The organism is Tumebacillus amylolyticus (assembly GCF_016722965.1).
Lineage (GTDB): Bacteria > Bacillota > Bacilli > Tumebacillales > Tumebacillaceae > Tumebacillus > Tumebacillus amylolyticus.
On the sequence record NZ_JAEQNB010000004.1, the window covers coordinates 188489 to 200629 of the forward strand.

A 12141-nucleotide genomic window follows, 5' to 3' on the forward strand; every position below is an offset into this window, starting at 1 on the left:
TGCCCTGTTACGGCTCTTGACTTATCATGAGGAAGAGGATGGAAAGGAAGTTGAATGCATGGAAATCACCAACCTGTTGCTGCTCTTGTTGTTAGCCGTCGGGATCGTCGGCAACAACACCTCGGTCTCCATCGCAGTTGCCGTGTTGCTGCTGGTTCGACTGCTGCACCTCGACCGTGTGGTTCCTTATCTGGAGAACTACGGCCTGCAAGTCGGCGTAATCATCTTGACCATCGGAGTGTTGGCTCCGATTGCCAGCGGTAAGATCGGAACGGAAGACCTGTTGAAGACCTTTTTGAGTTGGAAGTCGATCCTCGCGATTGGCGTGGGGATTTTTGTTTCGTATCTGGGCGGGCGCGGGATTCCGTTAATGGCTGCGAACCCGTTAATCGTCACAGGGCTTATGATCGGCACGATCGTCGGCGTCGCGCTGTTCAAAGGTGTGCCCGTCGGCCCACTGATCGCAGCCGGAATGATGGCGTTGATCCTCGGTGTGCTGAAACAGTAAAAGGAGTGGTGAGAGAGTGCAACAATGGATCGAAGAAGCGAGATCTTGCCAATGGCAGGATTGGGATTATGAAGAGACGATAAAAGCGAAACTCTTGTTCTTACGTTACTTGGGCGAATGCCTGGCCGAGAGCAAGTCGGAGGAAGCGGGACGTCTCGTCGAGCACCTGGAGGCGTACGGTGGGGAGGAACAAGCGACGCTGTTCACCACTTCACGCATGGTTCCGGCTCCCTTGGCAGCGTTTGGAAATGCTGTATTGCATGCTGGAGCCCCGTTGGTGTATCCGACCGTTCTCGCAGCCATCGAAGCGCAGAACAAGGGTGGTCAAGAACTCATCGCCGCTCTCATTGCCGGGTTGGAAACGTCCTACCGACTGGGGGAGCACCCGCAAGCAGACTTGATGGGAGCACTCATGGGTGTGGCTCACGCGTATGAGTTGGATGAGGACGGTTGGCAGGTCTTGCTGGGGATGGTGCTCGGGCGTTCGTTCGGATGTGCATCGACGCCGAGTTCCGGATTGTCGCGCGGGGCATTGGCTCAAGAGATCGTGGTGGCAGCAGGGTTGGCTCGAGATGAATGGAGCGAAAAAACGGCTGAGCGTTTGCCGGTGCCACAGGAGTGGTTGACGGCTTTGGAACGCACGTCGGACAAGCCGGGGATGAAGATGTTCCTCATGGCGATGGAAGTCAACGCAGATGAAACCATCGCCCAATTCCGCACCCGTGCGAAGGACCGTATACCCGCTGCGCATCTGGAATACTACATAGATGCTTGTATGGCGTTGGAAGACGTCTGTTGTATGCCACAGTTTTTTCGCAAGTGAGAGTTCCGAGGAAGGGGTCGTGCGAGATGCACGGCCTTTTTTTGTATCAAGGTTCAAGATTTATACATATATCGTGAATTGAGGTCTTATTATTTCGTATATGGACTCGCGTAAAAAAGTCCAATCGGTAGTTCTGTTTTGCACGATCTCGATATGAAAGGGCTTTCATCAAAAAATATAATCATTATGGCTTTGAAAAACTTGTGTCAGATGACGATAAGCCTTTGTATTTATATCCGATATTGTTTATAATCTGAAATATCAGAAGTGAATATGGAGGTGGAGAGACCAATGGCCAACAACAACCAGCGCAAGAGAAACGTTGAAGAGCATGATTCTTGTGGCATTGTTGCTGCAGTCGAGACGAGCGGCCATCCGACCCATGAAAACGTACAACGCATCCTAGAAGCACTCATTCAAATGAATCATCGTGCAGGATTCATTGACGGCGAAGGGGACGGTACGGGGATATTGATCGATGTTCCGCGCAAGCTCTGGACGAAGAAACTGATGAAACAAGGTCTGCCGGGGATGTGGGCAGATCAAGAGCACTTTGGCGTGGCTCATCTGTTTGTCCCGAAAACCGATGAATATAAAATGGAAGGCTGGATGGAAGACATCCGCCGCCAATTTGCAGACCGTGGACTGACCGTCTTGCTTGAGCAAACGGGCGCTGTGCATTCCAAAGCATTAGGACCGCAGGGTCGCCGAGAAGAACCGTTGTTCTGGCAGGTTGCTTTCACAGCTGAATCGGAGCAAGCACCGTCCGGCAATGCGTATGATGCCCTGCTGTTTCACTTGACCTGCTCCATTGAATCAGAAACTCCGGTACACGTGTGTTCCCTAAGCCGCTTTAGCGTAGTTTACAAGGTTCGCGGCTCGGCAGAATGCTTGCTGAATTACTACCCGGATCTACAGAACTCGGAACTTCGCTCGGCAGCCACCGTCGGTCACAACCGCTACTCGACCAACACATCGACGGTGTTTGAACGAGTTCAACCGTTCTCGTTGCTCGGTCACAATGGCGAGATCAATACGATCAAGCGTCTGCGCGAAGAAGCGGAGATGCTCGGGATTCAACTGGTTGACGGCGGTTCCGATTCACAGGACATGAACCGTACGATTGAAGGACTGATCTCAGAGTACGGATTCTCGCTGTTCGAGGCGATGGAGTTGATCTTCCCACCGATCGTCAACGAGATCAAAAACTTCAAGAGCGACCTCCAAGACCTCTACATGTTCTACCGTTCTGCATGGGGTCCGTTCGCGCAAGGCCCGGCCGGCATCGTGTCTCGCTACGGCCGTGAATGTCTGTTCGGCGTCGATGCGTTGGGTCTGCGCCCGCTGTGGCGCATGCAGACCGATACGACGATTTGGTTCTCGTCCGAGCAGGGCGTTGTGCCGCTCCCTGAGATGATCGCCGAACCGCGCCCGTTGGCACCCGGCGAGAAAATCGGTCTCCAATTGACGGAGAACGGTACGGTGGAGCTGCCCTACCACGAACTGCAACAATTGGTTCTGAAGCGGGCCGGCGCTCGCTACACCTTCTCCAACTTCCGCCGTTCGATTTCGTTCGGTGCTCCGCGCGCCGAATTCATGAACGGGGAGTTGACCGTCGAAGTCGCCAAGAAGGAGACGCCGGAAGAGCGTGAGCGTCTGTTGGCAGCCTACGGTTGGGAAGCTGAGCATCTCGACTTGATCGACCACCAATCCGGTACGGGCATGGAACCGATTCGCTCGCTCGGCTATGACGGCCCGCTGGCGATCTTGAGCCAAGAGCGTCAGAACTTGTCAGATTATTTCAAAGAGAGCGTCGCTGTCGTCACGAACCCGGCGATTGACCGTGAGCGGGAGATTGAGCACTTCTCCACACGGGTTGTCATCGGCCCGCGTCCGTCGCTTCAAGGTCACCAAGGCATCGTCTATCGCCGCGTTGAACTGCAGACGCCGTTGTTGCTCGGCGGACACCGTCGTACTGCACCGCTTTCCCGTGATCTGTACCGCCCGCTGGCACATAAACTCGGCAGCTATCTGTTCGAAGACTTGCTTCGTGAGTTCGAAGATGTCCAGCATGCCGTCTCTGTGTTGAACATCAACCGCGAGATCGGCGAAAGCATGAAGGACGCTATCGACCGCCTGACGCAGGAAGCTGTGGAGGCTGTCGTCGGCGGGGCTCACGTGCTGGTTCTCGACGACCGCTTTACCTTCCGTCACGGCTCGGGCTACCTCGATCCGCACCTGATTACGTCGGCCGTTCACCTCGCACTGAAAAGCTATCCGGTTGCGAAAAAAGCTGACAACCTGCGCCGCCGTGTCTCGCTCGTCCTCCGTTCGGCAGGTCTGCGCAACTTGCATGACATCGTCATCGCCATCGGTTTGGGGGCGGACACCGTCAACCCGTACCTGATGTGGGAATTGGCGTCGCACACCGAGCCGCTCGCGATGATCAAGAATCTCTACGAAGCTCTGCAAAAAGGTCTGGAAAAAGTCATCTCCACACTCGGCATTCACGAACTGCGCGGCTATGACCGATTGTTCTCGTCGATTGGTTTCCATCCCGAACTGTCCCAACTCTTCGGGACGCCGAACTTCTACGGCTCCGAGCGCGCAGGTCTGTCGTTCCAAGAGTTGGAGCAGGACGCGTCGGAGCGGGAAGCGCTGTTCCAATCTCCAGAAAAATCCCGCGTTGCACGCGGTTATCATGTGTACCCGCGCCTGTGGAAGCTGGTTACAGACGTTGCGACAGGCTCCAAACCGTATGACGAGTACACGGAGAAAGTCCAAGAGTTGGAGACGAAAAACCCGATCTCCCTGCGTCACTTGCTCGCACCGAAAGTCGTACAGGAGCAACAGCGCCCGGCCTTGGAAAAAGTCGATGTCTCCGTCGGTCAGCACTCGTTGCCGTTCCTCATCTCCTCCATGTCGTTTGGCTCTCAGAACGAGACAGCGTTCCGTGCGTATGCAGAAGCGGCGTACCGACTCGACATGATCTCGCTGAACGGCGAGGGCGGGGAGATCAAGGATATGATCGGCAAGTATCCGAACCATCGTGGTGTGCAGATTGCATCCGGTCGTTTCGGGGTCAACATCGAACTTTTGAACTCTTCGAACTTGCTCGAACTCAAGATCGGGCAAGGGGCAAAACCGGGTGAAGGCGGTCACTTGCCGGGCACGAAGGTTTCGACCAAGGTCGCAGCGGCACGGAACGCCCAACCGGGCACCGACCTGATCTCGCCGTCGAACAACCACGACATCTATTCCATTGAAGACCTCGCGCAAGTAATCGACGAGTTCAAGATCGCGAATCCAAACGCTCGCGTCTCCGTCAAAATTCCGGTCGTACCGGGGATTGGCACCATCGCGGTCGGTGTGGCCAAGGCCGGTGCTGACATCATCACCGTCAGCGGCTATGACGGCGGTACGGGGGCAGCCCGGGCGCACGCTCTGCGTCACGTGGGGCTTCCGACCGAAATCGGCGTCAAGATCGCGCACGAAGAATTGATCAACTCCGGCCTGCGTCACCTCGTGGAACTCTGGGCGGACGGCGGGATCAAGAACGGTCTCGATGCGATGAAGATGATCTTGCTCGGTGCCAACCGCATCGGCTTCGGCACGCTCGCGATGGTCGCTGTTGGCTGTACCGCTTGCCGTGGTTGTCACAAAGACACGTGCCACGTCGGGATTGCAACGCAGATGGATTCCATCGAAGAGGCGAAGGAAAAAGGTCTCAAGATGTTCGTCCCGCGTGAACTGGATCAATCGATTGAACGTCTGCAACGCTTCTTCTCCGGCATGGGTGAAGAACTTCGTCAATGGACGGCAAAACTCGGCGCAACACGCACCCAAGACCTCGTGGGCCGTGCCGACCTGTTGGAGCAAATCGCTCTGAACACCCGCATCGATCTCAGCTCGCTGCTCACGCCGTGTGTCGTCGAGACTGCAGTTGGAGTTCCCGCTGTGCGTCTCTCGAGCGTTGGCGTCAACTCGCTGACAGAGCGCTTGTCGATGGAAGCTGTCACCGAAATGGCAGCTGGAGGCGGAACCGTCTCGCACAACGTCGAAGGGGCGATCACCAGCGACCGCGTACTGGGCAGTCACTTGTCGGGCAACTTGACTCGTCGCCGCTTCAAGGGCGAACTCTTCCAAAAAGCGTCGGTGCGCCTCGATGACGGCACCATCGCGGGCAACGGCTTCGCAGCCTACAACACCACCGGCGTACACTTCCGCGTACAAGGCGGTGCCCAAGACGGTCTCGGCAAAACCTCCTATGGCGGCAAAGTGATCGTCCTCAAAGGCTTGAACAAAAAGGGCGTTCGTCTCAACGGTTCAGCAGGCAAAGGCCTTGGTTACGGGGCGCAACGCGGTCTGTTCATCGTCCAAGGCGTGGCAGACTCTCGTGCCGGGATTCGCTTGTCCGGCGCTGACATGGTCTTCGGACAACGTCTGGCCGAGCCGCTCCATGACGAGTACGGGATGCTCGGTGCTCGCTCGCAGATCAAAGGCTTTGCGTTCGAGTACATGACCAACGGTCGTGTCGTCGTGATGGGCGACCCCGGTCCGTGGATTTGCTCCGGGATGACCGGCGGTACGGTGTACCTCCGATTGCAACCGGAGATGGGCTTGACCCAGCAAGCACTCCGTCGCCGGATCGCCAAGGGCGCGAAAGTTTCTCTGTTACCGCTCGATCGAAACGGTGTTCGCGACGTAGAGGAACTGCTCTCCGTCTACAAGTCGGAACTCCTGCGCTCCGGTCAGTCGGAGGAAGCGGCGATCATCGAAGACTTGCTCCTGAATCCGGGACACAACTTCGTCATGATCAAACCGGGCTCTCTGCAAACCGACCAAGACATCGCAACGGAGTAACGAGAACTACCAAAACAAAGCAGGCCTCGTCCAAAGGATGGGGTCTGCCTTTTTTGCAGTTGTTGTACTACAATGAAGATATTCTACAGAACCAAAGGGGAACGAACTTTTGAACCGAACCACCCTGGGTGTCGCTCTCGTCCTGATATCTGCAACCTGTTTTGGTGTCATGTCGATCTTCGCCGTGTACGCGTACCGAGACGGAGCTTCCGTCCTCGGCTTGCTGACGATTCGTTTTGCACTGGCGGCGGTCCTGTTCTCGCTCTACATCGGAGTGGCCCGCGTGAAGATCCGTCTCACAATGCGAGAACTTCTCGCCCTGTTCATCCTCGGCGGTGTGCTCTATGCGACGATGTCGTTTACATTTTTCACAGCGGTGCAGTACATTTCGCCCTCGTTGGCAGCTCTCTTGCTCTACAGTTATCCAGTCTTCGTCGCAGTGCTGTCCGCTCGGGTGGACAAGGAGCGCTTGAACCGCCGCGTCGTCCTCTCGCTGCTCTTGGCGATGGCGGGACTCGTGCTGGTGCTGGGCACCTCGTTTGCCGACGTGAACCCGCTCGGCATCGTGTTCGGTGTCGTCTCGGCCCTTCTCTACTCGATCTACATCGTCCTGAGCAACCGTGTCGTCAAAAGCGTGCCCTCCGTTGTCACCAGCGGCAGTGTGACGATGTTCACCGCGCTTACGCTCCTCGTGGTCTCGCTTAGCACGAACCAATTTCAACTCCACTTCGGGGTACAGGCGTGGCTAGCCATCGGTGGAATCATCCTGTTCCCGACGATCATCGCAATGGTTACGTTCTTCTACGGCCTGAACATCATCGGTTCCACGAAAGCTTCAATTCTCAGCATGATCGAACCCTTGGTGACAATTCTCGCGTCCGCTCTGCTGATCGGGGACCGCTTGACGATCGCCCAGTGGATCGGCGGAGGGGCTGTCCTGCTCGGGGCCTTGCTCGTCATGATCAAACAACCAGAAGAGGGGAGCCTCGTACCGGAATGAAAAAAGCAGAAATTCCAGGCCTCATCGAACATTTGCAACAACTCTACCCGGACGCAAACTGCGAATTGATGTACCGCAACCCGTTCGAACTCCTGATTGCAGTCGTCCTGTCTGCGCAATGCACCGACAAGTTGGTGAATGAAGTTACCCCCGGACTGTTCGAAAACTATCCGACCCCGGAGGTTATGGCGACTCTCACACAAGAGGAAATGGAAAATGCGATCCGTCGGATCGGTCTGTTCCGAAACAAAGCGAAGAACATCTTGGAGACATGCAGGAGATTGGTGGAGGAGCAGAACGGGGAAGTGCCGAACGACTACGACTACCTCGTCAGTCTGCCCGGCGTGGGCCGTAAAACGGCGAATGTGGTGTTGAGCGTTGCATTCGGTGTGCCGGCCATTGCGGTGGACACGCATGTGGACCGCCTCTCGCATCGTCTCGGCTTGACCAAAGCGACCAACGTGTTGGACACGGAAAAGGACCTGATGCGTAAACTGCCCAAGGAACACTGGACCTTCACGCACCACGCCCTGATCCTGCACGGACGTCGCGTCTGTGCCGCACGCACTCCGAAGTGCGCGATGTGTCCGCTGCAAGACATCTGCAGCCATTTCAAAAAAGAGTCTAAAGCAGCAACCAAAGCTTCTGCGAAAGCGTCGAAACCCCGCAAGACGAAAACCTCCTAAGAGGTCGTCAGCGGGCGCTTCGGCGCTTTCTGTTTCTTCTGAAAAATCATCAGATATTCGCCGGCATGCAGGGGGACCGGCAAGTGAGAAGACGGTGTACGCGCATCGTACAAATTAACGACGGAGAACCCGCGGGACAGGAAGCGGTGAACAAATTGGAACCCAAGCGGCATCGTGCGCCCACGGTCCTTGATGTCGCCGATCAAGATCGCGCAATATCCATCCGGCTTCAAGACGGTGAACAATTCCGCAGCGACCACCTCGATCGCGCTCAGAAAGTCGCGCGACGAGAGCAGGGACAGGTCGGACGGGAGGTCCTTCGAAAACTTATGAGTATGTCCATAGGGCGGTTGTGTAACGACGAGATCGACCGACTCCGGACCAAGTACATCGGCCAAACGGCGGGCATCTGCACAATACAAGTCACCCGCCACATCTCCGATGCGGTCGCGCACATCCTCGACCATCTCGGGGTTGCAGTCCATCCCGATTGACCGACGGCTCATCCACAACGCCTCCGCATACGCGGTGCCGGAACCGAGAAAGCAGTCGAGCACCGTGTCGCCCGGACGGGAATACGATTGGATCAATTCACGAACAAGAGCTGGAGAGAAGGAAAGGGCGAAGGCTCCCGGCTCCTCACGCTCAAATTGGGGAGTGCTCCATGCTGTCGATAGCAAATCGAGTTGCGTCGCTTGGGGAAACGAACGGACATTTCGCACAGTAGCTTGGGAATGGAAAGCGGGAGTTGCCATGTAACCTTCACTCCTCTCAGTCTCTATGGGTCTATTGTACATCGGGTGGTGAGATTTGACAAGAACATATGTTCTGTTTGTTTTGTACGGCACAAATTCGGTATGCTGATACATGGATAATCAGACTACAGGAGGGAAAATTTATGACTGTGATCTTCATCGAACTCGGCATGGGCGTGGACCTGCATGGACAGGACGCGACCGTTGCCGCCATGCGCGCGTGCCGCGACGCCATCCAAGAAAACTCCATGCCGGGCCTGCGCTCGATCTTGCCCGGCAACGACCTCAAGAACATGAAAGTGCGCGTCAAACTGGGCGTTCCCGTCCCGGCAGAACAAGTGGACGTCGAACAGGTCAAGAAATCCTTCCCCTACGGTCAAGTCGAAGTTGAGATCGTAGCCGGCGGGTTGCTCTGCTCGAGCGGTGTCGTCTTGCCTGACAAGGGCGACAAAAACGACGAAGTGATCATCGTCAACGCGGCGGTCGAAGTCGGCTTCTAGTCCAAGTTGTTCTGAACGGGTGGATAAGCCCCATATAGTGAAGTAGCATAAAATGAGATCACTCTGTAACGGAGTGATTTTCATTTTTTGCCACAATAAGAACAAAAAGGAGACCAACGACACTCATGCCCTGTATGCGTTCCGTTATGACCTTTGCGATCTTGACCTTCGTACTATTGGTTTCGATGTGGGTGGAGTCCCCCGCACCGACAGCCTTGGCGACCCCCGTTCCGAACCCGATTCCGCTCGAAGACCGCCAAATCTCGGATCAGAAACAATCCGTCCGCAACCAGCACATCCTCCTCGCCGCGCGCTCGCTCGAGCGACTGCAACAGGCGCAGGCGGAGCATAAAAAAATCGGCAAGCGCGTCGCCGATTCGGCCGCTCACTTCGTCGGAACCCCGTATGTCTGGGGCGGCACCGGACCGCAAGGATTCGACTGTTCCGGGTTCACCCAATACATATTGAAACAAAACGGCATTGAAGTGCCGCGAAATTCCTATGACCAATATCACGTCGGCCGGGTGATTACCAGGCAGGAGTTGCAGCCGGGCGATCTCGTCTTTTTCACCACCTACGCACCGGGCCCGTCCCACCTCGGCATCTATGTCGGCGAGGGCAAATTTATTCACGCGCTCAATCAACAGAAGGGAGTGACCACCTCAAAACTTGACACGGACTACTACAATGCTCGTTTCGTCGGAGCACGTCGTGTCGTCGGGACCTCGCTCTAGCTCTTCATTGACACGAAAGGAAAAACGTGCCACGATTAATGTTGAAAACGAGGAGTAGGAGATGGATGTCATGAAAGTGGTTCACAACATCTCGGAACTGATTGGCGACACGCCGGTCGTTAAATTGAATCGACTCGTAACAGCCGAGATGGCAGACGTATATGTCAAGCTGGAGATGTTTAATCCGAGCCGCAGCGTCAAGGATCGGGCAGCTTCCAATATGATTTTTGAGGCAGAGCGCTTAGGGCTGTTGCAGGCGGGCGATACGATCATCGAACCGACGAGCGGCAACACCGGAATCGGACTTGCGATGGTCGGCGCGGCCAAGGGCTATCGCGTAATCCTCGTCATGCCGGACACCTGCACCAAGGAGCGAATTGCGATTCTCAAAGCATACGGTGCAGAAGTCGTGCTCTCTCCGGGCCCGGAACGCATGAACGGGGCCGTCGCCGTCGCCAAGCGTCTGGCGTCAGAGATTTCAGGTTCCTTTGTCCCGATGCAGTTTGAAAACTTGCACAACCCGGACATCCACCGCCGAACGACGGCTCAGGAGATTTTCCAACAGATGGAGGGTCGACTGGATGCGTTCGTCGCCACCGCCGGCACCGGCGGGACGATCACGGGAACGGGGGAGACGCTCAAAGATTTGATCCCCGGCCTGCAAGTGTTCGTCGTAGAGCCGGAGTCGTCTGCCGTTCTGTCCGGTGAACCATCCGGTTCGCACAAAATCGTCGGGACGAGCCCCGGCTTCATACCGCCGATTCTCAACCAGAACGTCTACCAAGAAATTTTCAAGATCAAAGACCATGAGGCACAGGAGACGACCCGCCGTCTGGCTCGTGAGGAAGGCATCCTCGTGGGAACCTCATCGGGGGCGTCTGTACATACCGCTTTGCAAGTCGCGCGGCGCTTGGGCCCCGGACATCGCGTACTGTGCATCGCACCTGACACGGGAGAGCGCTACCTGTCGTCCGATCTGTTTGCAAGCGACTCAGAGAAGGAGTGTTAAACTCATGCCAAACCAAATCGAAGGCATCCAACAGTACGACGCCGAAGAACTCAAGAAGATCATCGAGAACAAGGAAAACATCGTCCTCATCGACGTTCGTGAACCGGAGGAGTACAACGCAGGTCACATCCCGGGCGTGCCGCTCGTTCCAATGAACACCATCCCGGGCAAAATCAACGACTTGGACAAGGACAAAGAGTACATCTTCGTCTGCCGCAGCGGCAACCGCAGCCACCAAGTCGCGCGTTTCCTGAAACAACAAGGTTTTGAAAAAGTCCACAACTTCAACGGCGGGATGCTGTCGTGGAGAGAGCCGGTCAAGACCGGCATGGAAGAGTAGATGGCGGTGTCTCTGCGCGACCGGATCGTCTTGATCACCGGCAGTTCGAGCGGGATTGGGCGGGTGGCTGCGTTGAAGTTTGCGGCGGCCGGGGCGATCCCGGTGCTGACGGCGCGCTCCGTGGACAAGTTGCTCGAAGTCGCGGCGGAGATCCGAGATTCGTACGGCATCGAGGCACCTGTGTTTGCGCTCGATGTGCGCTCGAACCAGCAGGTTCAGAGCGTCGTGTCGGAAGTATTGGATCGTTTCGGGCACATCGACATCCTCGTCAACAACGCGGGCTACGGCTTGTTTGAAAAAACGATCAACCTAAGCCTTGAGGACATTCAGGACATGATGGACGTGAATTATTTCGGTCTCGTGCGCATGACCCAATCGGTGTTGCCGTCCATGCTAGAGCGTCACAGCGGGCACATCATCAACCTTGCTTCGCTCGCGAGTTTCTTCGCCACGCCGACGCACGGTGTCTACGCGGCGACCAAGTTCGCCGTACAGGGATTCTCGGAAGGTCTGCGCTTTGAGTTAGACGGAACGGGCGTCCATCTCTCCACGATCAATCCTGGGCCGGTGGACACGCCGTTTTTTGACCGTGCAGATCGGACCAAATTGCCCAAGATCGCGTCGAAGTTCCTGAGCGCCGATGAAGTCGCCAATGCCGTGCTCCGTGCAGCTCGCGAACGCAAGCACATGTACGTGTTGCCGCGCATCGGACGCGCCGGAATCGCGCTGCGCCACCTGTTCCCGTGGTTTTACCACAAAGTAATGTTGTCAAATCACTAAGTTTTGCATATACTGGAAGTACCATTGATGAAGGAGTGTGAGAGGGACCCATGTTGACGACCGTTGTTCTTGCAGTGCGTGTGGCTTGAGACAGGTGAAGTATGCCTTTTTTCACCCATTCAGCCAACTGCAAGCAATGCGGG

General features: G+C 56.1%; 11 protein-coding genes. 10 read left to right on the forward strand and 1 reads right to left on the reverse strand.

Annotation, left to right across the window (positions count from 1 at the left end):
• Positions 1–58: 58 nt before the first annotated feature.
• The 5 genes from JJB07_RS13775 (at position 59) to nth (ending at position 7880) form a co-directional block, all read left to right on the forward strand.
• Positions 59–508 carry a DUF441 domain-containing protein gene (locus JJB07_RS13775; RefSeq protein WP_201635968.1) on the forward strand — a complete coding sequence of 150 codons (450 nt, stop codon included), beginning with the start codon at positions 59–61 and terminating at the stop codon, positions 506–508.
• A 16-nt stretch (positions 509–524) separates the two neighbouring features.
• Positions 525–1331: an MmgE/PrpD family protein gene (locus JJB07_RS13780; protein ID WP_201635970.1), complete on the forward strand. Its 807-nt coding sequence runs from the start codon at positions 525–527 to the stop codon at positions 1329–1331.
• Between the two features lie 291 nt (positions 1332–1622).
• Positions 1623–6194: a glutamate synthase-related protein gene (locus tag JJB07_RS13785; protein WP_201635971.1), complete on the forward strand. Its 4572-nt coding sequence runs from the start codon at positions 1623–1625 to the stop codon at positions 6192–6194.
• Between the two features lie 109 nt (positions 6195–6303).
• Entirely contained in the window at positions 6304–7194 is an 891-nt protein-coding gene (locus tag JJB07_RS13790) for an EamA family transporter (RefSeq protein ID WP_201635973.1), read from the forward strand.
• Positions 7191–7880 carry an endonuclease III gene (nth, locus tag JJB07_RS13795; protein WP_201635975.1) on the forward strand — a complete coding sequence of 230 codons (690 nt, stop codon included), beginning with the start codon at positions 7191–7193 and terminating at the stop codon, positions 7878–7880. Before JJB07_RS13790 ends, nth begins: the two co-directional genes overlap by 4 nt.
• On the opposite strand, the gene JJB07_RS13800 is transcribed toward nth, so the two are convergent.
• The gene (locus JJB07_RS13800) at positions 7877–8635 is read right to left on the reverse strand and encodes a TRM11 family SAM-dependent methyltransferase (protein ID WP_201635977.1); all 759 of its coding nucleotides are present in this window, start codon (positions 8633–8635) and stop codon (positions 7877–7879) included. The two genes, nth and JJB07_RS13800, sit on opposite strands and share 4 nt — an antisense overlap.
• Positions 8636–8778: 143 nt before the next feature.
• Here JJB07_RS13800 and JJB07_RS13805 point away from each other — a divergent pair, with 143 nt between their 5' ends.
• The 5 genes from JJB07_RS13805 to JJB07_RS13825 all read left to right on the forward strand — a co-directional run bounded on the left by JJB07_RS13805 (position 8779) and on the right by JJB07_RS13825 (position 11998).
• Positions 8779–9135: a Lin0512 family protein gene (locus JJB07_RS13805; RefSeq protein ID WP_201635979.1), complete on the forward strand. Its 357-nt coding sequence runs from the start codon at positions 8779–8781 to the stop codon at positions 9133–9135.
• A gap of 125 nt (positions 9136–9260) precedes the next feature.
• Positions 9261–9869, forward strand: a complete 609-nt coding sequence (locus JJB07_RS13810; protein ID WP_201635981.1) for a C40 family peptidase — start codon at positions 9261–9263, stop codon at positions 9867–9869.
• A gap of 70 nt (positions 9870–9939) precedes the next feature.
• Positions 9940–10878, forward strand: a complete 939-nt coding sequence (gene cysK, locus JJB07_RS13815) for a cysteine synthase A (protein ID WP_201636519.1) — start codon at positions 9940–9942, stop codon at positions 10876–10878.
• Positions 10879–10882: 4 nt separating this feature from the next.
• Entirely contained in the window at positions 10883–11218 is a 336-nt protein-coding gene (locus JJB07_RS13820) for a rhodanese-like domain-containing protein (RefSeq protein WP_201635983.1), read from the forward strand.
• Positions 11219–11224: 6 nt separating this feature from the next.
• Positions 11225–11998 (forward strand): SDR family NAD(P)-dependent oxidoreductase, encoded by a 774-nt coding sequence (locus tag JJB07_RS13825; protein WP_201635985.1) that lies wholly within the window; start codon positions 11225–11227, stop codon positions 11996–11998.
• The last annotated feature ends 143 nt before the right edge of the window (positions 11999–12141 follow it).

What these genes read in the sequence shown, in the direction of transcription:
- JJB07_RS13775 (WP_201635968.1), top strand. Translation starts at nt 59, where the DNA reads ATGGAAATCACCAACCTGTTGCTGCTCTTGTTGTTAGCCGTCGGGATC.
- JJB07_RS13785 (WP_201635971.1), top strand. Translation starts at nt 1,623, where the DNA reads ATGGCCAACAACAACCAGCGCAAGAGAAACGTTGAAGAGCATGATTCT.
- nth (WP_201635975.1), top strand. Translation starts at nt 7,191, where the DNA reads ATGAAAAAAGCAGAAATTCCAGGCCTCATCGAACATTTGCAACAACTC.
- JJB07_RS13800 (WP_201635977.1), bottom strand. Translation starts at nt 8,635, where the DNA reads ATGGCAACTCCCGCTTTCCATTCCCAAGCTACTGTGCGAAATGTCCGT.
- JJB07_RS13805 (WP_201635979.1), top strand. Translation starts at nt 8,779, where the DNA reads ATGACTGTGATCTTCATCGAACTCGGCATGGGCGTGGACCTGCATGGA.
- JJB07_RS13810 (WP_201635981.1), top strand. Translation starts at nt 9,261, where the DNA reads ATGCCCTGTATGCGTTCCGTTATGACCTTTGCGATCTTGACCTTCGTA.
- cysK (WP_201636519.1), top strand. Translation starts at nt 9,940, where the DNA reads ATGAAAGTGGTTCACAACATCTCGGAACTGATTGGCGACACGCCGGTC.
- JJB07_RS13820 (WP_201635983.1), top strand. Translation starts at nt 10,883, where the DNA reads ATGCCAAACCAAATCGAAGGCATCCAACAGTACGACGCCGAAGAACTC.